Annotated in this window: 20 protein-coding genes and 1 pseudogene; 17 read left to right on the plus strand and 4 right to left on the minus strand. The window is 62.2% G+C overall.

Annotated elements, in window-relative coordinates:
• Positions 1-21 precede the first annotated feature (21 nt).
• The 13 genes and pseudogenes from C5L10_RS18430 (at position 22) to C5L10_RS18485 (ending at position 11,430) form a co-directional block, all read left to right on the plus strand.
• Positions 22-1,323, plus strand: coding sequence for a carbohydrate ABC transporter permease (locus C5L10_RS18430; RefSeq protein WP_105430855.1), 1,302 nt, complete (start codon positions 22-24; stop codon positions 1,321-1,323).
• 2 nt (positions 1,324-1,325) lie between these two features.
• On the plus strand, positions 1,326-2,183 hold the full coding sequence (locus tag C5L10_RS18435) for a carbohydrate ABC transporter permease (protein ID WP_105430856.1): 858 nt from the start codon (positions 1,326-1,328) through the stop codon (positions 2,181-2,183).
• Entirely contained in the window at positions 2,183-3,238 is a 1,056-nt protein-coding gene (locus tag C5L10_RS18440; protein WP_105430857.1) for an ABC transporter ATP-binding protein, read from the plus strand. The genes C5L10_RS18435 and C5L10_RS18440 overlap by 1 nt, the downstream gene beginning before the upstream one ends.
• An 8-nt stretch (positions 3,239-3,246) precedes the next feature.
• Positions 3,247-3,984, plus strand: a pseudogene (locus C5L10_RS34170) (glycerophosphodiester phosphodiesterase); the annotation flags it as partial.
• Positions 3,976-4,989: a LacI family DNA-binding transcriptional regulator gene (locus tag C5L10_RS18445; protein WP_105430922.1), complete on the plus strand. Its 1,014-nt coding sequence runs from the start codon at positions 3,976-3,978 to the stop codon at positions 4,987-4,989. The pseudogene C5L10_RS34170 and the gene C5L10_RS18445, both read left to right, overlap by 9 nt.
• Complete coding sequence (locus tag C5L10_RS18450) at positions 4,990-5,814, plus strand: inositol monophosphatase family protein (RefSeq protein WP_105430858.1); 825 nt, start codon at positions 4,990-4,992, stop codon at positions 5,812-5,814. It abuts the gene before it with no gap.
• A gap of 81 nt (positions 5,815-5,895) precedes the next feature.
• Complete coding sequence (locus C5L10_RS18455) at positions 5,896-6,951, plus strand: LacI family DNA-binding transcriptional regulator (protein ID WP_105430923.1); 1,056 nt, start codon at positions 5,896-5,898, stop codon at positions 6,949-6,951.
• Positions 6,952-7,039: 88 nt separating this feature from the next.
• Entirely contained in the window at positions 7,040-7,708 is a 669-nt protein-coding gene (locus C5L10_RS18460; RefSeq protein WP_041363762.1) for an amino acid ABC transporter permease, read from the plus strand.
• Between the two features lie 16 nt (positions 7,709-7,724).
• A complete protein-coding gene (locus tag C5L10_RS18465; RefSeq protein ID WP_105430924.1) occupies positions 7,725-8,381 on the plus strand; it encodes an amino acid ABC transporter permease in 657 nt (218 codons plus the stop codon).
• A 52-nt stretch (positions 8,382-8,433) separates the two neighbouring features.
• Positions 8,434-9,234: a transporter substrate-binding domain-containing protein gene (locus C5L10_RS18470; RefSeq protein WP_105425576.1), complete on the plus strand. Its 801-nt coding sequence runs from the start codon at positions 8,434-8,436 to the stop codon at positions 9,232-9,234.
• A 112-nt stretch (positions 9,235-9,346) separates the two neighbouring features.
• Positions 9,347-10,060, plus strand: coding sequence for an amino acid ABC transporter ATP-binding protein (locus tag C5L10_RS18475; RefSeq protein WP_205837068.1), 714 nt, complete (start codon positions 9,347-9,349; stop codon positions 10,058-10,060).
• Between the two features lie 67 nt (positions 10,061-10,127).
• A complete protein-coding gene (locus tag C5L10_RS18480; RefSeq protein ID WP_105430925.1) occupies positions 10,128-11,033 on the plus strand; it encodes a 2-hydroxyacid dehydrogenase in 906 nt (301 codons plus the stop codon).
• A 73-nt stretch (positions 11,034-11,106) separates the two neighbouring features.
• Complete coding sequence (locus C5L10_RS18485; RefSeq protein WP_105430860.1) at positions 11,107-11,430, plus strand: hypothetical protein; 324 nt, start codon at positions 11,107-11,109, stop codon at positions 11,428-11,430.
• Between the two features lie 5 nt (positions 11,431-11,435).
• Here C5L10_RS18485 and C5L10_RS18490 read toward each other — a convergent pair whose 3' ends face one another.
• The 4 genes from C5L10_RS18490 to C5L10_RS18505 form a co-directional block, all read right to left on the minus strand.
• Positions 11,436-11,858 (minus strand): VOC family protein, encoded by a 423-nt coding sequence (locus C5L10_RS18490; protein WP_105430861.1) that lies wholly within the window; start codon positions 11,856-11,858, stop codon positions 11,436-11,438.
• A gap of 86 nt (positions 11,859-11,944) precedes the next feature.
• Complete coding sequence (locus C5L10_RS18495; protein WP_105430862.1) at positions 11,945-12,781, minus strand: AraC family transcriptional regulator; 837 nt, start codon at positions 12,779-12,781, stop codon at positions 11,945-11,947.
• A gap of 74 nt (positions 12,782-12,855) precedes the next feature.
• Positions 12,856-13,695 (minus strand): tryptophan 2,3-dioxygenase, encoded by an 840-nt coding sequence (gene kynA / locus C5L10_RS18500; RefSeq protein ID WP_105430863.1) that lies wholly within the window; start codon positions 13,693-13,695, stop codon positions 12,856-12,858.
• Between the two features lie 24 nt (positions 13,696-13,719).
• Entirely contained in the window at positions 13,720-14,373 is a 654-nt protein-coding gene (locus C5L10_RS18505; RefSeq protein ID WP_105430926.1) for a glutathione S-transferase, read from the minus strand.
• A 114-nt stretch (positions 14,374-14,487) separates the two neighbouring features.
• Here C5L10_RS18505 and C5L10_RS18510 point away from each other — a divergent pair, with 114 nt between their 5' ends.
• The 4 genes from C5L10_RS18510 to C5L10_RS18525 all read left to right on the plus strand — a co-directional run bounded on the left by C5L10_RS18510 (position 14,488) and on the right by C5L10_RS18525 (position 20,445).
• Positions 14,488-15,702, plus strand: coding sequence for a polyhydroxyalkanoate depolymerase (locus tag C5L10_RS18510; protein ID WP_105430864.1), 1,215 nt, complete (start codon positions 14,488-14,490; stop codon positions 15,700-15,702).
• Positions 15,703-15,784: 82 nt separating this feature from the next.
• Complete coding sequence (locus C5L10_RS18515; RefSeq protein WP_105430865.1) at positions 15,785-17,158, plus strand: malonyl-CoA decarboxylase; 1,374 nt, start codon at positions 15,785-15,787, stop codon at positions 17,156-17,158.
• Positions 17,158-18,690, plus strand: coding sequence for a malonyl-CoA synthase (locus tag C5L10_RS18520; protein ID WP_105430866.1), 1,533 nt, complete (start codon positions 17,158-17,160; stop codon positions 18,688-18,690). The genes C5L10_RS18515 and C5L10_RS18520 overlap by 1 nt, the downstream gene beginning before the upstream one ends.
• 87 nt (positions 18,691-18,777) lie before the next feature.
• Entirely contained in the window at positions 18,778-20,445 is a 1,668-nt protein-coding gene (locus tag C5L10_RS18525) for a hypothetical protein (protein WP_105430867.1), read from the plus strand.

Raw genomic sequence — 20,445 nt, forward strand, 5'->3', positions numbered from 1 at the left:
CCGTCTCCCAAGGCTTCACCCATGCGAACGTCCCGAACGCTCGGACTGGTGATGATCGCGCCTGCCGCGGTCATGATCTTCCTGTTCTTCCTGATGCCGGTCGTCCTGACCGCCATCTTCGCCATGACCAACATGACCACCGCGACCGGCATTTCCGGCGGCGCCTGGCAGGTCACGCAAGGCGCTGTCAACCGCCTGAAGGCAGACATGCCGGAACTCGCCGGCGGCATTGCCGAGCCGCGTTTCGTCATCGACGAGCAGGGGCTTGCAGCGCTGGAGGCCTTGAAGCTCAAGGCAGGTTTCAGCACTGAACTGCGATCCAGCCACATGGGCGAGGTCTTCCCTTCTCGGCGCGAGGCCGAACGCATGATCAAGGCGCTGAAGGACCGGCCCTCGACCCGAGAGGTCAAGCAGATCTCCGACCTCTTCAACCGTTCGGTTCTGAACACCCGGTTCGAGACCCGCGACGAGTTGATGGCGAGCCTCAAGAAGCTGGGTTTCGCTCTGACGCCGGCCGAACAGGAGACGGTCGCCACGGCCACCTATACCGGCTGGGTGTGGACGACGGAAAATTTCAGGATCATCGGCAACTCGCCGGATATGGCGCAGATCTTCCTCAACACCGCCTTCTACGTCTCGGTGACGCTGCTCTTGTTCAACGTCAGCTACGCGCTCTTCCTCGCCATCATGACCCATTACATGACGGCTTCGACCGCATCCATTTTCCGCGCCATCTGGCTGCTGCCGCGCATCACGCCGGTGGTCATCTACGTGCTGATGTGGAAATGGCTGACCTGGGACAGCGGCTTCATCTCGATGTTCATGGGCCAGTTCGGCTACCCGGCGAAAAACTACCTGCTCGACAGTGCCTACAACGCCTGGTTCTTCGTGATCCTGATCAACGGCTTCATCGGCGCTTCGATGGGCATGCTGGTCTTCTCGTCGGCCATCAAGGCGATCCCGCAGACGCAGTTCCATGCGAGCGAGGTCGATGGTGCCAGCCGCTGGCAGCAGGTTCGCCACGTCATACTGCCGCAGCTTCGCTGGCCGATCCTGTTCGTCACCTGCTACCAGACCCTGTCGCTTCTCGCCTCCTTCAACGAAATTCTCCTCTCGACCCGCGGCGGGCCGGGGCGGGCGACCGAAGTATGGTCGCTGGCCGCCTACCACACCGCGCTCAACAACTATACCGGCAACCTGGAATACGGGCTGGGGGCTGCCATGGCGCTGGTGCTGGTGGTTGTCGGCATCGTCCTGTCGCTCATCTACCTGCGCATCTTCCGTTACGATACGCTGATCTCCAAGCCGCTGATCGAGGATTGAGCATGGCCGAAAAACCGCAAATCTCGTCTAACACGACCTCGGCGAATTTCTCGAGCCTCCCGGTGATCCTGCTGCTCGGCCTTTTCAGCCTGCCGCTGCTGGTGATGTATGCCTACCTCTTCATCGACACGATCAGCGACACGAAAGCCGGTTCGCTGATCCCGAACGAGTTCACACTGCGCCACTGGAGTTTCCTCTGGGAGACCAAGGCCGGCAAGCCGAACATCTGGCTCGTCACGCTCAACACCTTCATCTTCGCAAGCTGCATCACCGGCGTCATCCTCACGGTCTCGTCGATGGCGGGTTATGTACTGTCGCGTCTCAATGTGCCGGCACGGGGTTTTTTCCTCGCCGGCGTCATGGTGCTACACGCCTTTCCGTCGGTGACGCTGATCATCGCCATCTTCATCGTGCTGCAGTGGATCGGCCTCTACAATTCCTTGCTCGGGGTGATCCTGGTGAAGGCTGCGGTCGAACTTCCACTCGGCATCTGGCTGATGAAGGGGTTTTACGACACCGTGCCCTGGGAAATCGAGATGGCTGGTACCGTCGACGGCGCCTCACGCTTCACAGTGTGGCGGCGGCTGGTGCTGCCGCAGATCAAGCCGGCAGTGATGGCACTTGGCCTCTTTTCCTTCCTCACCGGCTGGAGCGAGTTCATCATGCCGCAGGTGCTGGCGCCGGGCGCGAAGGTGCAGGTCCTGTCGGTCTACCTGGCGGGCCTGATCATCGACGACAACAATTTCGATTTCGGCACCTTCAAGGCCGTCGGCGTCTTCTACGTCGTGCCGGTGCTGATCCTCTATGTCTTCTTTCAGAAGCATCTCATGAACATTTATGGCGGAGGCACCAAGGGCTGATGCGTATACTGCTCGACAAGTTTTCCAAGAGTTTCGGCTCCAGCAAGATCATCGAAGACATGGATCTCGAAGTCGGCTCCGGCGAAATGCTGGCACTGCTCGGGCCTTCCGGCTGCGGCAAATCGACGACGCTGTTTGCCGTCTGCGGCATTCATCGGCCGACCTCGGGCCGCATTCTGTTCGGCGACCGGGATGTCACCCATCTGCCGAGCCAGGAGCGCAATGTCGGCGTCGTCTTCCAGTCCTACGCGCTTTATCCGCATATGACGGTGGAGGAGAATATCGGCTTCCCGCTGATGGTGAAGCGGGTTGCCTCCGCCGAGATCAAACAGCAGGTCGCGAAGATCGCCGCCCTTGTCCATATCGAAGATCTCCTCGGGCGGCGCCCGGCGCAGCTTTCCGGCGGCCAGCAGCAGCGCGTGGCACTCGCCCGCGCCTTGATCCGCCGCCCGGACGTGCTGCTTCTCGACGAACCGCTCGCCAATCTCGACGCCAAACTCCGCCTCGAAATGCGTTCGGAAATCCGGCGGCTGCAGAAGGAAACCGGCATCACCGCCATCCTCGTCACCCATGACCAGGTCGAGGCGATGTCGATGTGCGATCGCATCGCCATCATGAAATCGGGCGAGATCGTCCAGATCGCCACTCCTTCGGAAATGTACAAGGATCCGCGGACGTCCTTTGTCGCCAGTTTCCTCGGCAATCCGCCGATCTCCTTTCTCAAGGGCCAGGCCCAGCAGGGGGCTTTCGTGCTTGGCGGAAGTAGCTTGCGCCTGCCGCTCGCTACCCTGGCCGGCGTTCCTGACGGAACCGCGCTCAGCCTTGGCGTTCGCCCGGAGCATTTCGGGACAGCGGCAGGTACACCGGTCGAAGGCAAGGTCGTGTTTGCGGAAACTCAAGGCCGCGAAAATCTTTACGACGTCGTGCTGCCGGACGGTTCCGTGCTGCGCTCGATCCAGCCGGTGCGCGAGGACGTGAAGCCGGGCGACAGCGTGCGCTGGAACCTCGACAGCGCCTCGACTTTCGTTTTCGCCGAAGACGGCCAGAGATTGTGACGGAGGCTTTGATGCGCAACTTTTCCGCTTTCTTCGGCAAATTCGGCTGGCCGGAAGGGAAGGGCCGGCTGCCATTCTGCATCGGCCATCGCGGCGCAAGCGGCCATGAACGGGAAAACACCCTCACCGCCTTTCGCCGCGCTGCCGAACTCGGCGCCGAGATGTGGGAACTCGACACCCAGATGACGTCGGATGGCGTGGTCGTCGTCTCCCATGACGACCATCTGCAACGCGTCTTCCAGCGGGACCTGTTTATCTCGCACATGAGTTTTGCCGAGCTGCGCGAGGCGGTGCCGGATGTGCCGAATTTTGCGGAAGTCGCCGCACTCGGCCGGGAGACCGGATGCGGCCTTTACGTCGAGCTGAAGCGGCCGGGCACCGGCCCGCTCTGCTGGCAGCACCTGAAGGACATGGACCAGCGCTTCGCCTGCCTCGGCTCCTTCGATGTCGCCCAGGTGCGCGAGCTGCGCGAGATGGGCTGCGACTATCCGCTTTCGGTGCTGATCCGGTTCGGCCATGATCCGCATGCGGCAGGGGAGGCGGCCGGCGCCGACATCCTGCATCTCTGCTGGGAAAAGGCGAGCGAGACGCCGCAGAAACTCGTGACCGAGGAACTGATCGACAGGGCTTTCGCCGATGGCAAGGAAATCGTGCTCTGGCACGAGGAACGGCCGGATGTCCTGAAGGACATCATGGCGCTGCCCGTGCTCGGCATCTGCACCGACCTGCCGGACCTGATGCGACCAAGGGAAACGAGCGGCGTTTCCCGCGAGCCCCGCCGCGTCACTTCCTTCGACGTCGCCCGGGCGGCCGGCGTCTCCCGCGCCGCCGTTTCGCGTGCCTTCACACCGGATGCCAGCGTTTCGGAAAAAACCCGGCAGAAGGTGTATCAGGCAGCCAAGGAGCTCGGTTACCGGGTCAACTATCTCGCCCGCAGCCTCACCAACAAGCGGTCCGATTTCGTCGGCCTGGTGGCGGCCGGCCTCGATAACCCGTTCCGCACCCAGCAGCTCGAAAACCTGGCTCGTGCGCTGATCGCCCGCAACTACCGGCCGATCCTGCTGCCGACCTCCAAGGAAGCGGATAGCGCCACCGTCATCGGCCAGCTGCTGCATTATGCCGTTTCCGGCGTCATCATCACCTCGGACGCGCCGCCCTCGCACATCTTCGAGGAATGTGCGGTCGAAGGGGTGCCGATCGTGCTGGTCAACAAGGGCGAGGATTTCCCGTTTGTCGACCGGGTCGTCTCCGATGACCGGATGTCGGGTTACACGGCCGTCGACCAACTCGTCGAAGCGGGCGCCAAAAAGCTCGCCGTCATCGCCGGCACGAATGTTTCCTATTCCTCGCGCCGCCGTGCCGAGGCGTTTCAGAGCCGCTGCCAGATGCTCGGGCTCGATGCGCCGCTGGTTCCGGTCACCATCAACGACTACGCCCATGGGCACGAGGCCGCCCAGACGCTGATCGACCTCGGCATCGATGGGGTGTTTTCGGTCAACGACTATATGGCCTGCGGCGTGCTCGACGGGCTCGCCAAGGCCGGCCGGAGCTACGGCTCTGTCAAGGTGATCGGCCATGACGACATCCCTCAGGCAAGCTGGTCGGCCTATGATCTCACCACCTTTGTACAGCCCTGCGACGTACAGGCGGAACAGGTGATCGATCTCCTGACCAGCCGCATGTCCGAGCCGGACGCCGTGGCTAGGGTGGAGTTCACGCCGGTGACGCTGATCAAAAGAGGAAGTGCATAAATGGCATCTGCATTCGATCTCTCCTCCCTGCAATCGCGCGAAAGGACCGCAATCGCGGTCGCCCGCCGGGTCGGCATGGAGGCGGCCGCCTTCCGCGCCGAGGCTCTTCCCGAAACGCTCGGCGTCGAGAACAAGGGCCTGCAGGATTTCGTTACCGTTGCCGACACGCGGGCCGAAGAAGCGATCCGCGCATCCCTGCTCGGCGAATTCCCAGACGATTCCTTCATGGGCGAAGAGGGTGGGGGAGACTCTGGAGAACGCGGCACGTGGGTGGTCGATCCAATCGACGGCACCACCAATTTCATCCGCGGCTTTCGGCACTGGGGCGTCTCGATCGCCTTCATCTGCGGCGGCGAAATCCTGCTGGGTGTGATCTATGACGCCGCACAGGACCGGGTTTTCCATGCGATCCGGGGTGAGGGCGCCTTCAAGGAAGGAAAGCCGATCACGGCGGCCAAGACCAGCGATCCCAACCACGCGATCGCCATTCTCGGCCATTCGCGCCGCACCGATTTCGAGGACTACATCACCGTCTCCCGCAAGCTTTACGAGCGCGGCATCGATTATCGCCGCATGGGCGCGGCCGCCATCGGCCTCATCCGCGTCGCCGAAGGCGTGTCCGACCTCTATTACGAACGGCACCTTTCCTCCTGGGACATGCTCGCCGGCGTATTGATCGCCGCGGAAGCCGGCGCGACGATCGCCGTGCCGCCGCTCGATGAGCTGCTTTCGCGGGGCGGGCCGGTGGTTGCCTGCTCGCCGGGGCTTGCCGGCGAATTTGCCTTCCTGATGGAAATGGAAGGCCTGCTCGCTGCCGCGCGGTAGGGCAGGCCGATGGCAGAGGGCATCGACGGTGGCCTAGAAGAAGCCTATGCGGGATTACGGCACCTCTGCTAAGTGATGTTCATGCCATTCGAAGACAAAAAGAAAAGTCGCGTGACGCTTCTCGACGTAGCGCGGCGCGCCAATGTATCCCGCGCCACCGCCTCGCTTGTCATCCGCAAGAGCCCGCTGGTCGGCACCGAGACGCGGGCGCGGGTCGAGGAGGCGATGCGTGAGCTCGGCTATGTCTACAACATGGGGGCCGCCCGGCTGAGGGCCGAGCGCAGTCACACCGTCGGCGTCATAGTGCCCAATCTGACGAACCCGTTCTTCGCGGAACTGCTCTCCGGCATCGAGGCAGGGATCGATTCGGCCGGCATGGTGGTGATCCTTGCCAATAGCGGCGATCTCGTCGAACGGCAGGACATGGTGATGCGGCGCATGCGCGAGCACGGCGTCGATGGCGTCATCGTCTGCCCGGCGGCCGGCACCGAGCCTGCGTTCCTTCACCGGCTCGCGGAATGGGACCTGCCGCTGGTGCAGGTGCTGCGCCAGATTTCCGAAGAAGTCGACTATGCCGGGGCCGACTATGCGGCCGGCATGCGCCAGGCGGTTGATTATCTGGCCTCGCTCGGCCACCGGACGATCGCATTTGCCGTCCAGGGGCCGATCCATTCCGCCTATCACGAGCGTGTCGAAGGGTTTTGCGAGGCCATGCAGTCGCGCAGGCTCGATCCGAGCATGATCTTGCGCGTGCCGAACCAGATCGGCGAAATCGCCGACGCGGCGCATCTCCTGTTCGACGAGCGCGAACAGCCGACGGCGGTGATCTGCTTCAACGACGTGATCGCAATCGGCCTTTCCGCCGGTCTCTACGACCGGGGCCTGAAGGTCGGCGAGAATTTTTCGCTGATCGGCTTTGACGACGTGACGGACGCGGAGGCGATGCGGCCTAGGCTCACCTCCGTTTCCACCGCACCGGTGACCATCGGTGCGAATGCCGCCAGTCTTCTCCTCGACCGGCTGGCCGATCCCATTCGCCCGGCTCGCAGGGTCGTGAATGAAACGATTTTGCATATCCGCCAATCCTGCGGGCCGATCGCCATTTCGCCTAACAACAATCCGCCAGCTTCCGGTTGACGTCCGGAGCAAAAGCTTTTAGATCGATCTAAATGGAAAGGCGCCGCAGAGGAGTGGCGTTCTTTCGACATCATTGGGAGGTCCCAAGTTGTACAATTTCAATTTCGAGCCCGTGTTTGCGGGTTTCGACCAGCTTCTGCTCGGCGCCTGGCTGACGATCCAGCTTTCGGTGGCGGCGATGATCATCGGCCTGATCGTTTCGATCGCCTGTGCCGCGGGCAAGACCTCGGGCATTGCGCCGCTGCGCTGGGTCATCGACGCCTATATCGAGATCATCCGCAACACGCCGTTCCTGGTGCAGATCTTCTTCATCTTCTTCGGCCTGCCGTCGCTCGGGATTTTTCTGACCCCGAACAGCGCGGCGCTCGTGGCGCTGGTCGTCAATTTCGGCGCCTATGGCACGGAAATCATCCGCGCCGGCATCGAGTCGATCCAGAAGGGGCAGATCGAGGCCGGCACGGCGCTCGGCCTCTCGAAGCTGCAGATCTTCCGCTACATCATCATGAAGCCGGCGCTGCGCACCGTTTATCCGTCGCTGACCAGCCAGTTCATCTACCTGATGCTGACCTCGAGCGTCGTCTCGGCGATTTCAGCCGACGACCTTGCCGCCGCCGGCAACAATCTGCAGTCGCAGACCTTCGCGAGCTTCGAAGTCTATATCGTCATCACGATCATGTATCTCGTCATGTCGGTCGGTTTCTCGACGATCTTCTCGATGATCGAGAAGGCCGCCTTCAAATATCCATTGAGCCGATAGGAGCCTGACCATGCCATTGATCAGACCTTTCGGCATCAACGAGTTCTGGATCATCGTGCTTGCCGCGCAATGGACGATCGCGCTGTCGGCGATCGCCTTCACGGGTGGGGGTATCGGCGGGCTGCTGGTCGCGCTGCTGCGCGTCTCGGATGCGAAATGGCCGCGGCTGATCGCCACCGGCTTCATCCGCGTCTTCCAGGGAACACCGCTGCTGATGCAGCTTTTCCTGGTATTTTTCGGCATGAACATCCTCGGTTTCGCCATCAATCCGTGGCTTGCAGCAACCGTCGCGCTCACCCTGCATGCGAGCGCCTTCCTCGGCGAAATCTGGCGCGGCTGCATCGAAGCGGTGCCGCCTGGCCAGCGGGAAGCCGCGACCGCGCTCGGCCTGCGCTACTACAACCGGATGCGCTACATCGTCCTGCCGCAGGCCTTAAAGATCGCGGTGGCGCCGACGGTCGGCTTCCTGGTGCAGCTCATCAAGGGCACGTCGCTTGCGGCGATCATCGGTTTTACCGAGCTCACCCGCCAGGGCCAGATCATCAACAATGCGACATTCAGCCCATTCATGGTGTTCGGCACGGTGGCGGCGGTCTATTTCGTCCTCTGCTGGCCGCTTTCGGTGCTGGCACGACGCATGGAACTCAGATTTTCCCGCGCAACGGCACGTTGACGGGACCCGAGCCGGAGGGAGGAAAGCCGGCACAACAGAAAAGGGTAGGAACATGAACATTTCTAGACGCATGGTTATGGCCGTCATCGGCGCAGGCCTGATGATGGGCGCAGGCGCCTCCACCGCATCGGCACAGACCGTCGAAAGCATCAAGTCCGCAGGCACCGTCAAGATCGGCATGCTGGTCGACTTCCCGCCCTTCGGCATCATGAACACCTCGAACGAGCCGGACGGTTATGACGCCGACGTGGCAAAGCTGCTCGCCAAGGAATTCGGCGTGAAGGTGCAGATCGTTCCGGTCACCGGCCCGAACCGCATCCCCTATCTGCAGAGCAACCAGGTCGATCTGCTTGTCGCCTCGCTCGGCATTACCGAAGAGCGCGCCAAGAGCGTCGATTTCTCGCAGCCCTATGCCGGCATCTCGATCGGCGTGTTCGGTGCCAAGGCGACCGAAGTCTCCAAGCCGGAAGACCTGTCCGGCAAGACGATCGGCGTCGCCCGCGCCTCGACCCAGGATACCGGCGTCACCAAGATCGCCCCGAAGGATGCCAAGATCCAGCGTTTCGATGACGATGCCAGCGCCGTGCAGGCCCTGCTGTCCGGCCAGGTCCAACTGATCGGCGTCTCGAACGTCGTCGCCGCCCAGATTGAAAAGGCAGCTCCGGGTCGGTTCACCCAGAAGCTGCAGCTCAGCCAGCAGGTTCAGGGCATCGCCGTCCGCAAGGGCTCGACCGAGCTGCTGACTGCCGTCAACGCCTTCATCGCCAAGGTCAAGGCCAATGGCGAACTTGGCAAGATCCATGAAAAGTGGCTCGGCGCTCCGCTGCCGGACTTTGTCGCCAACGCCAAGTAAGACTAGAACCACGCCCAGAACTGAGATCGAAAGGGAGTTCCTCGCAATGACTGAGGTGAACGCAAACGCATCGGCCGCGGCCACGCGAGGAACTTCCGAACTCGCCGTCAGGATGGAAGGCGTCAACAAGTGGTATGGCGGTTTTCACGCGCTGAAGGATGTCGATTTGTCGGTCAACCGGGGGGAGCGGATCGTCATCTGCGGCCCTTCCGGCTCCGGCAAGTCGACGCTGATCCGCTGCATCAACCAGCTGGAGACGATCCAGAAGGGCAGAATCGTAGTCGACGGCCATGACCTGACCGCCGGCGGCAAGAACGTCGATATCGTCCGCCAGGAGACCGGCATGGTCTTCCAGCAGTTCAATCTTTTCCCGCATATGACTGTCCTGGAAAACTGCACGCTGGCGCCGATGAAGGTGCGTGGTATTTCGAAAGTCGAAGCCGAAAAGATCGCCCGCAAGTACCTGGAACGGGTGCGCATTCCCGAACAGGCGGAAAAATATCCTGCCCAGCTTTCCGGCGGCCAGCAGCAGCGCGTCGCGATCGCCCGGGCGCTGTGCATGAACCCGAAGATCATGCTGTTCGACGAGCCGACCTCGGCGCTAGATCCCGAAATGGTCAAGGAAGTGCTCGACACCATGATCGATCTCGCCAAGGAGGGCATGACCATGCTCTGCGTCACTCATGAAATGGGTTTTGCCCGGCAGGTCGCCGACCGGGTGATCTTCATGGACCGCGGCGAGATCCTCGAAACCGCCGCGCCGGAAGAATTCTTCGGCAATCCCAAGAACGAGCGCCTGAAGATCTTCCTCGGACAGATCTCCTGAGACAGCTGCCATCCATTGAAATGAAGGAGTTCCGGACGTGAAACCAGACATCCTGCTTGTGGAACCGATGATGCAGTTCATCGAGGACCAGCTCGACGCAGCCTATACCGTGCATCGGCTGTATGACCCGGCGCAGAAGGCAACGCTGGAAGCAGCGCTGCCGAACATCCGCGCCGTCGCGACCGGCGGCGGCACCGGCCTTTCCAATGAGTGGATCGAGAAGCTGCCGTCGCTTGGCGTCATCGCCATCAACGGCGTCGGCACCGACAAGGTCGACCTCAAATTCACACGCAGCCGCAATATTGACGTCACCACCACGCCCGGCGTTTTGACCGACGATGTCGCCGATATGGGCATTGCGCTGATGCTCGGCGTGCTGCGCCATATCGCCAAGGGCGACGCCTTCGTACGCGCCGGCAAGTGGGGCAACCAAGGATTTCCGCTCGGTAACAGCCCGAAGGGCAAGCGTGTCGGCATTCTCGGTCTCGGCCAGATCGGCAAGGCCTTCGGCCGCCGCGCCGAAGCCTTCGGCATGGACGTGCGTTTCTGGAACCGCTCGCCGGTCAAGGACACGACCTGGAAGTCCTGCGCCTCGCCGGTGGCACTGGCAGAAGACAGCGACGTGCTGTGCGTCATCGTCGCGGCGAATGCGCAGACGAAGGATGTCGTCAATGCCGAGGTTCTCAAGGCGCTTGGACCGAAAGGTATCCTGATCAATATCGCCCGCGGCAGTGTCGTCGACGAGAACGCGCTGCTCGCCGCCCTTAACGACGGCACGATCGGCGCCGCCGGTCTCGACGTTTATCTCGACGAACCACGGATACGCGAAGATTTCTTCACCGCGCCGAACACGGTGCTGATGCCGCATCAGGGCAGCGCCACCGTCGAAACCCGCGTCGCCATGGGCGAGCTGGTGCTTGCCAATATCGCCGCGCACTTCGCCGGCGAGAAGCCGCCGACCACCGTCAATTGAGCAATTCCAGGAAAAGTGTGAAGCGGTTTTCCGTTCGGAATTGCGCAGCGCAAAAGTGAGCCGGAGAAATTCGATGATTATCCGCCAGGCCTTTTTCGAAGGCATGATCCATGCCGGCCAGGAAGAAGCGTTCCAGGCCTATGTGGCTGAGAAGCTCATGCCCATGTGGCTCGCCTTTCCAGGCATCAAGGAAGTACGCGTGCTCTACAATATCGAGCGCGATGAAGGTGCACCATCCTATCCGATGGTGCTGTCGACGATGTACGAAAGCCGCGAGGCACTGGCCGCGGCGCTCGAATCGCCGGTGCGTCACGAAAGCCGGGACATGACCAAGGGGCTGCTGGACATGTTCGACGGCCATATCCACCACCACGTCTTCGATCTGGCGCTGACCTGAGTTCGTCAACCGCCGGCGGTCTTCGTGCCTGAGCCGGGCGCGCGATAAGCGGGCGTGTTCGGCTCGAACAGTTCGATCACGTTTCCGGACGGATCCTCCAGTAAAATCTGCTTGCCGCCCGTCCCCTGGATGATCTCGTTGCGGAAGCTGCAGCCGGCCAGTTTCAGGCGTTCGACCGTCCCATCCAAATCCTCGACGGTGAGATGAATGCGGTTCCAGCCGCCGGGTGCCTGCTGCTCTCCGGACGGCATTGGCGCACCGCCGCCGCCCCGGGGGTTCGGCTGGGACAGATAGAGATGCATGTCGCCGCGTGAAATTTCCGCGAAGGGCGGGGCAGGGTGCATCTCGAGTTTGAAGCCGAGGTGTGCGGTGTAGAAATCGATCGCTGCCTTTACATCATTGACGATATATCTGAAGCATGCGGCCATTGTTCGAGCCCTCCCGGTGTCAGGTGGATATCCGGAACGCGGAGCCTAACACTCCCGCAACAGAGGGCAAGCGTCATCCGCCTTCCTCAGCAAGGCCCGCTGGACGCCTGCGCCGGACGCATGGAAACCGCATAAAGGTGCGGGGAAAGCCCGAAACTGCGGGTGAAGATGCGGGTCATGTGGCTCTGGTCGGCAAAACCGCTGGCCAGCGCCGCCTCCGCAAGTCCCGCCCCGCCGGCGATCAATTTTCGCGCCAGTTGGACACGCCGCTGGATCAGGTAGGCATGCGGAGTGAACCCGATCACCTTGTCGAAAGCGCGCAGGAGCTGGAATTGGCTGACGCCGGCGAGGTCCGCCAGATCGGCAAGGCTGACCGCTCTGGCCGGATCGTCATCGATACGCTCGCGCGCTGCCCGGATCCCTCGCGGAACCGGTTTCGGCTCCGGCACCTCCCGCATCACCTCGGCCAACAGCGTCAGCAGCAATTCCTGGCGGCGGAGTTCGGCGCCGGCTTGCTCGGCGGTCATCGCCGTGAACAGCTGCCGCATCGTCGCGGCATGCGGGGGTTGCCGCAGCACCGGATCGGCAAATTCGAACTCACCGGGCCGGCCCTGGCGGATATCCGCGACTGCTCCGGCTATCACGTGCGGATCGAAATAGAGCATCTGCCAGAAACGGCCCTCGTCGCCGATCGGCGCGCCGTCATGCACTTCGCCGGGGTTGACGGTGATGACATCGCCCGCTCCGGCTTCCACCGGACCGCGTCCGCTTGCGGACTTCTGGGCTCCGCTCTCGATCACGCCGATGCCGTACTGGTCATGAGTGTGACGGGCAAAATGGTGGTCGGAACGGGCCACGACCGCCTGCACGCCGGCCATGCCGCATCGAAACACCCGAAATCCGTTTCGTCCCTTCGCCCGCATCGGCTCCTCGCGTTCGAGCCAGCATAACTCGGCTCGAGAAGATCACCAACCCGGCAGCTTCCAGCTTCGTGCAGTTATAGGACGGTGCGCACCCGCCAGAGTTCGGGAAACAGTTCGACCTCCAGCATCTTCTTCAGATACGACGTTCCCGACGTGCCGCCGGTGCCGCGCTTGAAGCCGATCACCCGTTCCACCGTGGTGACGTGATTGAATCGCCAGCGGCGGAAATAGTCCTCGAAGTCGACCAGCTTTTCGGCGAGTTCGTAAAGCTCCCAATGGGTGCCGGGCGCGCTGTAGACCTGTTTCCAGGCCTCCAGCACCTGCTCGTTCTCGGTGCGTTTTGTGCGCCAGTCGGTTCTGGCCGCGTCCTCGCCGATATCGAACCCGCGCCGGGAAAGCAGCATCAGCGCCTCGTCGTAAAGGCTCGGGCGGGCGAGGATGCCCTCCAGCTTCTCGATGATATCGGGCCGATGCGCATGCGGCCCGAGCATCGCGACGTTGCGGTTGCCGGCAAGGAACTCGATCGCCCGGTACTGATAGGACTGGAAGCCGGAAGACTGGCCGAGCGAGGCCCGGAATTCCGTATATTCGCTGGGCGTCATGGTGCGCAGCACGTCCCAGGCATTGTTGAGCTGCTCGAAAATGCGGGCGACGCGGGTGAGCATCTTGAAGGCCGGCTGCGGATCGTCATTGCGGATGGCATCGATCGCCGAGGTGATTTCGTGGATCGCAAGCTTCATCCACAGTTCGGACGTCTGGTGCTGGATGATGAACAGCAGTTCGTCATGCGCCGCCGAAATCGGCGCCTGCGCGTCGAGCACCTTTTCGAGATGCAGATAATCGGAATAGGACATCTTCTCGCGAAAAGACATTTCCGCGCCGTCTTCGCCGGGATCGTAGGGTTTCGAGCTCATGATGTCCGATATGTCTTTTGTGGTCTAGAATTCCACTTCCAACTCGACGATTTCGTCCGGTTCCGCAAGTGCGCCTTCGGTCCATTCGAGCATCAGCGGCCAGGCAAGGACCATTTCCGCATAGGCGCCAAGCTTCGGTTCAAGCTCGACTGCGTAGGTGCGGAAACGGCTGCAGACCGGCGCATACATGGCATCCGCCACCGTCGGCTTTTCGCCGAACAGCCACGGGCCGCCGCTTGTCTCCAGGCACTCGGTCCAGATCGTCTTGACCCTCTCGACATCCGGCCGGGCGCCCGAAAAGATCTTGAACCGCTCATGCCGCGCCTTGAGGTTCATCGGCAGGGCGGAGCGAAGATTGTGGAAGCCCGAATGCATTTCACCCGAGACCGCACGACAGCGAGCGCGATCGGCGATGTCGGCCGGCCAGAGACCCGTATCAGGGGTGGTCTCGTTCAGGTATTCGGCGATCGCCAGCGTATCCCAGACGATGACGTCGTCGTGAGTCAGCCGCGGCACCAGCACGGAGGGCGACAGGAGCAGCAGTTCCTGGCGCGCATCATCATTCATCTCGACCAGCACTTCCTCGAAATCAAGGTCTGCCATGCGGCAGAGGAGCCATCCGCGAAGCGACCACGAGGAATAGTTTTTCGACGAAATCGTCAGTGTCGCCTGTGCCATCAGTTTCAATCCTTGCCGGACAATCATGCGTCCTGTGACAATCTTCTCGCATCGCGAGACATATTGCACTAGCATTTTTGCACTGCCGCATTTTAGCGGTGCGGGGGTCCGTTCATGCTCTATCAGGCATATCAATTTCATGATGACCTCCTTGCCCCGATGCGGGATCTGGCCCGACGCCTGCAACTGATGTCCTCCACGCTGTTCTTCGGGACGGCAGGCGAAATGGGCCGGCATGCTGCCGCGGCACTGGAATTGATGTCCCGCTTCAAGATCACCCACGAGCGGCCGGAATTCGAGATCACCTCGGTCACGATCGGCAATCGCGACGTGCCGATCGCTGTGGAAACGGCGCTCGACCTGCCCTTCGGCCGCCTGCTGCATTTCGTTGCCGACGTCGATACGCCCCGCCCGCGGGTGCTGGTGGTCGCGCCGCTGTCGGGCCATTTCGCGACGCTGCTGCGCGGCACGGTCCAGACGCTGCTGAAAGACCATGACGTCTATGTCACCGACTGGGCTAATGCGCGGGACGTTTCCACGGTTGCCGGCCGCTTCGGCATGGACGATTATGTCGATTACATCATCCGTTTCCTCGAGGAGATCGGACCACGCGGGCACATCCTCGCCGTCTGCCAGCCCTGCGTCCAGGCGCTGGTCGCAGTCGCGGTGATGTCGGAGGCGAAGAACCCGGCGACCCCGCGCACCATGACGCTGATGGCCGGACCGGTCGATACCCGCGAGAGCCCGACCAAGGTCAACGAACTTGCGGTCTCGAAGCCGCTGTCGTGGTTCAAGAGCGAACTGATTACCGGCGTTCCGATGGGCTTTCCGGGCAGCGGACGGCGCGTCTATCCCGGTTTCCTGCAGCTCGTCGCCTTCATGAGCATGAACATGGAGCGCCATGTCGAGGCGCATCGCAAGCTCTACCGACATCTCGCCAGGGGCGAGACGGCTGAGGCGAACAAGATCAAGCATTTCTACGACGAGTATTTCGCAGTGCTCGACATGACCGAGGAATTCTACATCGAGACCATCGACCGGGTGTTCCAGAGGACGGAGCTGGCGAGCGGCACCTACACCCATCATGGCCGCAAGGTGGATCCAAACCACATCCAGGCCACGGCGCTTCTCACCGTCGAGGGCGGGCGCGACGATATCTGCGGGCTCGGCCAGACTTCGGCCGCGCACGACCTCTGTCGCTCGCTGCGGCCGCATCTGCGCCGCCACCACCTGCAGGCCAATGTCGGGCATTATGGCGTCTTCAGCGGACGCCGGTGGGAGAAGGAAATCTACCCTGTCGTGCGCAACCTGATCCTCGCAATGGAATGACACCGAAGGCGTCAAGTCTCATGCCTTGACTTGCATACGATCATCTATCTGCTGTATGCAATGAACGGGTAGGAGAAAAGAGATGAGCAGCAGGGATCCAGTTTTTGGCTGGTGGGACGCTCCACCGTTTATCGGCGAGTTGATCCAGTCCTTGTCCGGCCGCGGCCGGGCCTTGTTCGGCCTGTCATCGCCGCCCGTGCAGAACCGCGATCTCACCGGCCTTGCCGAGATGATCCTGTCACGCCGCGGCGAGGTCTCCGGCGCCATTCTCGCCGAAGCCTTCCTCGAAGCCTACCGCCAGGCAAGCGCCGCGGACCGCAACGTGTTCATGCGCGCGCTGCTGGACCGTTTCGGCCCCGACCGCACGGCCCTCGATGCCGCGACGGCCGCCTATAGTGCCGAGCCGAGCGCGGAGAACATCGCCAGGCTGCACGAGGCGGCCGAGCCGCGCCGGCAGGAGCTTTTCCGCCGCATCAACTTCGCCAAGCGCGGTACGGCGACGCTGGTCGAGATGCGCGAACATCTGATGGACATGCTGTCCAAGGAACCGGCGCTGCAGCCGGTCGACCTCGACTTCTGCCATCTCTTCTCCTCATGGTTCAACCGGGGCTTCCTGATGTTGCGATCGATCGACTGGACCACGCCCGCCAATATCCTCGAGGCGCTGATCCGCTATGAAGCCGTGCACGATATCGACGGCTGGGACGATCTGCGCCGGCGATTGGCGCCGGCCGACCGCCGTTGCTTCGGCTTCTTCCACCCGCAATTGGAAGACGAGCCGCTGATCTTCGTCGAGGTGGCGCTGACCGACCATCTGCCGGCTTCGGTCGACGCGCTTCTCGCCCGCGACCGCCAGCCTCTGGAAGTGCAGCAGGCGACGACGGCCGTCTTTTATTCGATTTCCAACTGCCAGCGCGGCCTTGCCGGCATTTCGCTCGGCAACTTCCTCATCAAACAGGTGGTGAACGATCTGAAGCGCGACCTTCCGCGGCTTGACAATTTCGTCACGCTATCGCCAATCCCGAGCTTTGGGGCCTGGCTGCGCGGCGAAAGCCGCGTAACCGACAGCGAGGAAATCGCCCAAGAGAAGCAGCGGCTTATCGCCAGACTTGAAGGTGATTGGGCATCTGCCGGCGAGCACGAACTCGACCAGATCCAGCGCGCCATACTGCCGCTCGGGGCGCACTACCTGTTGAACGTCCGGCGCGGCAATGGGCGGCCGGCGGATCCGGTGGCGCGGTTCCATCTCGGCAACGGCGCGCAGGCCGAGCGGCTCAATTTTCTCGGCGACCGATCGCCGAAGGGCATGCGCCAGTCCTACGGCCTGATGGTCAACTATCGCTACCGGCTCGGCGAAATCGAGAAGAACCATGAGGCTTATGCCGAAAACGGCCATATCGCAGCGACGCCGGCGCTGCGCAAACTGGCCCAACCGGTTTCCCAGGAGGTGTTTTAATGGCTGGTAATCTCTATGACGCGCTGCTCGGCGGGCTCGAGCGGGAGGATCGGCTGCTCCTGACGGACGAAACGGTCGGCGCCATGAGCTACCGCGCCTTCGCCGATCAATGCGCGCGGCTTGCCGGAGCGCTTCTCGCAGCCGGCCTGCAGCCGGGCGACCGGGTTGCCGTCCAGGCGGAAAAGTCGGTCGCGGCACTGGCGCTTTATCTGGCGACGGTCCGCGCGGGCGGCATCTACCTGCCGCTCAACATCGCCTATACGCCGGCGGAAATCGAATATTTCCTCACCGACGCCGAGCCTGCGATCTTCATCTGCGACCCCTCGAAATTCGAGGCGCTGCAGCCGATTGCCAAGGCGGCCGGCGCGAAGATCCTGACGCTCGATCCCGCGGGGCAGGGGACTTTGACGGACGCCGCCGCCATTGCCACGCCGATTGCCGAAACCTCGGCGCGGGGAGGAGTGGATATCGCCGCGATCCTCTATACGTCCGGTACGACGGGGCGTTCCAAGGGGGCCATGCTCAGCCACGACAATCTCCTGTCGAACGCGACCTCGCTGGTGGAAAGCTGGCGTTTCACCGACAAGGACGTTCTGATCCACGCGCTGCCGATCTTCCACACGCACGGGCTTTTCGTCGCCACCAACGTCGTGCTCGCCTCGCGCGCCTCAATGATTTTCCACGCGAAATTCGACCCGAACAAGATCATGGAGGCACTGCCAAAGGCGACCGTGCTGATGGGGGTGCCGACCTTCTATACGCGCCTGCTGCAGCATTCGGGGCTCAACAGGGACAGCACCGCCCATATGCGCCTCTTCGTTTCCGGATCGGCGCCGCTTCTGGCCGAAACCCACGCGGAATGGCAAGCCCGCACCGGGCACGCCATCCTCGAGCGCTACGGCATGACCGAGACCAACATGAACACCTCGAACCCCTATGACGGCCGGCGCGTCGCCGGCACGGTTGGTTTCCCGTTGCCGGGCGTCGAGGTGCGGATCACTGAGCCCGAAACAGGCGCCTGCCTCGGCACGGAAGAGATCGGCATGATCGAGGTGCGCGGCCCGAACGTGTTTTCGGGTTACTGGCGCATGCCGGAAAAGACCGCCGCGGAATTCCGCAAGGACGGCTTCTTCATCACCGGCGATCTCGGCAAGGTGGATGCGGACGGTTATCTGCATATCGTCGGGCGCGGCAAGGACCTCATCATCACTGGGGGCTACAATGTATACCCGAAAGAGGTGGAGATGGAGATCGACGCCATGCCGGGCGTCACCGAAAGTGCCGTCTTCGGTGTCAACCATCCGGATTTCGGCGAGGGCATCATCGCCGCGATCGTCCTGAAATCAGATGCCCAATTGACCGAACAGGAGGTCATCAAGGCGCTGGACGGCCGTCTGGCCGGCTATAAACGCCCGAAAAAAGTGGCGTTCATGCCGGAATTGCCGCGCAACACGATGGGTAAGGTCCAGAAGAATATACTTCGCGATAGGTTTTCGGGAGTTTTCGAGCCCACAGCCGCCGCCGCAAAATAGCAGATCGCAATTTTGGGACTTGACGGCTCATGTATACGCGTGGACTATGATTGCATACGAGCACGGAACATTTCGGGAGGAAGTGGGATGTTGCAACAGGGAAAGCCGGACAGCGCTCAGCCGCTTGTCACCGTCCACAATCCGATGGGTTATCCGCCGAAGGTCAGCCGCAAGCAGCCGGCCGAGCGGCCCGCCAGCCTCGACGGCAAGGTCGTTTATCTCGTCGACAGCCGCTTTGACGATTCCGTCGAACTCCTGAAGGAGGTCGAGGCCTGGTTTGCGCGCAACATGCCGTCCGTGGACGTACGGATCCGCCAGATGGCGAACACCTATTCCAAGGATGACCCGCAGCTCTGGGAAGAGATCAAGGCGAACGGCCATGCCGCGATCATCGGGGTTGGCCATTGCAGCACCTGCGCACCGGCCGTCACTACTCATGCGATCACGCTCGAAACCAAATACGGCGTGCCGACCGCGGCGATCCATACCGAAAAATTCGACAAGGTCGTTCGCTCGGTGGCCAAGATGGGCGGGCTTTCGCAGCAGCCGCTGGTCTTCGTGCCGCAGCCGGTGATGGGCAAGACGCCGGAAGAGCTGCGCGCCTATGTGGAAGGCATCGATCCGATCAGCGGCAAGCCGGTGATGAAGGAAATCATCGAGGCCCTGACCGTCGGCCTTTCGGCGGGTGCCGAGGATACGCAGTTCGAGCGCAGCACGCCGCGCCTGATTGAGCCAGATACGGAAGATAATCTCCACGCAGCATTCCTGCGTAAAAACTGGACTGACAAACTGCCGATCATCCTGCCGACCGACGCCCGCGTCGCGGACATGCTTGCCGGTACAAGTCTAAAGCCGGACGAGGTGGTCGGCCACATGCAGCCGACCACCAACCGCGGCTTATGGGAATACACGGTCGAGAAGGTCGCCGTGAACGCCGTCATGGCGGGCGCCTCTCCCGAATATTTCCCGGTCATCCTGGCGCTGGCGGCGGCCCAGGTCTCCGCGCGCGGATCGACCTCTTCTTCGGCGGCGGCGATGGCCGTCGTCAACGGGCCTGTTCGCAACGAGATCGGCATGAATTGCGGTGTCGGCGCGCTCGGCCCCTATAGCCATGCCAATGCCACGATCGGTCGCGCCTTTGGGCTCCTGTCGCAGAACCTGCAGGGCGGCTCGGTCGTCGGCGAAACCTTCATGGGGTCGCTTGGCAACAACTATACCTACAACAACCTCACCTTCGCGGAAAACGAGGAGCGCAGTCCGTGGGAGCCGCTGCATGTGCAGAAGGGCTTCGACGCCAGGACGAGCACTGTCAGCCTCTTCCACGGCTGCCGTTCCACGACGTTCAGCCTCGGCCTGCGCAAGGAATATTGGCGCGAGCACGTGCGCGACATGCTGCTCGGCACCGATGCGATCACCGCGCCGACCCTCGTGCTCGACCCGATCTGCGCCCGGCAGTTCATCGATCGTGGCGGCTTCGTAAACAAGCAGGACCTGCTCGACTTCATCTACGAGACGGCCCAGATGCCGGCCGGCCGTTATTGGGATCTGCAACTCGTCCAGAATTATATCTATCCGCGCGCCACCTTCGGCGAGGAGCCGATGGCGGGCAAGCTGAAAGCCGGAAAGGACGAACTCGTCCATATCTTCCGCCCGCAGGACATCAATGTCGTGGTCGTCGGCGGCGAGTCCAACGGCTACTGGCAGATTTACGGCGCGCATTACCGCACGACCGTTTCCGTCGACGATTGGCGCTGA

The sequence above is a fragment of the Neorhizobium sp. T6_25 genome (assembly GCF_002968555.1).
In the GTDB taxonomy this organism is placed as follows: Bacteria; Pseudomonadota; Alphaproteobacteria; order Rhizobiales; family Rhizobiaceae; genus Neorhizobium.